We start from the raw sequence: 1,520 nt of genomic DNA on the forward strand, positions 1-1,520 counted from the left end.
GGGGCACTGGCGACGGTGGTGATAGCCGGCGCGGTCGCCGCGGCGGTGGTCACCACCTCCGGCGGCGACGACGACCCGTCGGGCGGCGCGTCGAAGAACCAGATATCCGGCGCGGAGAGCGAGAGCGGGGAGGGCGACCCGACGTTCTCGTCGGTGGCCCCGCCGCCCGACCCCAGGAAGCTGATCTCCTCCGCGGACACCGACCCGGCGCCGCTGACCGTCGACAGCTTCTTCCCCAACGCCAAGATCACCGTCGACGGCCACACGTACGACCGCAGGGCCACCGACAGCACCGACAAGTGCGCCTCCGCCGCCTCCACGGAACTCGCCAAGGTCCTCAAGGCCAACGACTGCAAGCGGCTGCTGCGCGCCACGTACACCCGCGGGGACACCGCCGTCACCGTCGGCGTCGCCGTCTTCGACAACGACGGCCCGGCCGGCCGCACCGCCGAGCAGGCCCTCGGCAACCTGGAGTCGCTGCCCGGCAAGGGCGTACCCGAGTTCTGCCGCGCCACCGCCTGCCGGCTGACGACCAACACCCTCGGCCGCTACGCCTACTTCACCATCGCCGGCTACGCCGACGGCAAGGCCGTCACCACCCAGGACCGCGCGACCAAGGAAGCCGTGCAGGACACCGGCTGGTACGTCTACCGCCGCATCATGGACCGCGGCCGGGAGCAGTCCCTGAAGTCCACCGAGCAGTAGCGCGCGCCCCCCTTCCGGGTGAATCACCGCCCTCCGATAGGCGCAACCCGCGTGGTGCGAGGGCGCCCGCAGTGATCCGCTGGGGCCATGAAGATCCTGGTCACCGGCGCCACGGGCGCCCTCGGCAGCCGACTGCTCCCCCTGCTCACCGCGGCCGGGCACACCGTCACCGGCACCACCACGAGCGAGGCGAAGGCCGACCGGCTGCGCGCCGCGGGCGTGGAGCCGGCCGTACTCGACGTCCTCGACGCGGCAGCCGTACGGGAGACCGTGGCGAACGCCGCCCCCGAGGTGATCGTGCACGAGGCCACCGCGCTGTCCCACAAGATCGAGCTGCGCCCGCGCGACCTCCGCCGCCTCGACGCCTCCTTCGCCCCCACCAACCGGCTGCGTACCGCGGGCACCGACAACCTGCTGGCGGCGGCCGCGGAGTCCGGCACCCGGCGGTTCGTCGCGCAGAGCTTCGCCGGCTGGCCGTACAAGCGCGAGGGCGGCTGGATCAAGACCGAGGAGGACCCGATGGAGACCGACCCGCCGGCCGGCTCCGAGGAGTCCCTGGCGGCCATCAAGCACCTGGAGGAAGCGGTCACCACCGCCCCGGGCATGGAAGGCATCGTCCTGCGCTACGGCGGCTTCTACGGCCCCGGTACGAGCATCTCCCCGGGCGGCCAGCAGGCGGAGATGGTGCTCAAGCGGCGCCTGCCGGTGGTGGGCAGCGGCGACGGGATCATGTCGCTCATCCACATCGACGACGCCGCGGCGGCGACGGCCGCGGCGGTGGAGCGGGGCGCGCCCGGCGTCTACAACGTCACCGA

Annotated in this window: 2 protein-coding genes; both read left to right on the top strand. The window is 73.1% G+C overall.

The features are described from left to right. Positions 1-705 (top strand): hypothetical protein (locus tag H5J30_RS32610; RefSeq protein ID WP_181791275.1); only part of this gene is annotated, 705 nt, incomplete at its 5' end. An 87-nt stretch (positions 706-792) separates the two neighbouring features. Further along, positions 793-1,520: NAD-dependent epimerase/dehydratase family protein (locus tag H5J30_RS32615; protein ID WP_181791277.1), on the top strand; the 728-nt coding region annotated here is incomplete at its 3' end.

The sequence above is a fragment of the Streptomyces phytophilus genome, assembly GCF_013870535.1.
GTDB classification, from domain to species: Bacteria; Actinomycetota; Actinomycetes; order Streptomycetales; family Streptomycetaceae; genus Streptomyces; species Streptomyces phytophilus.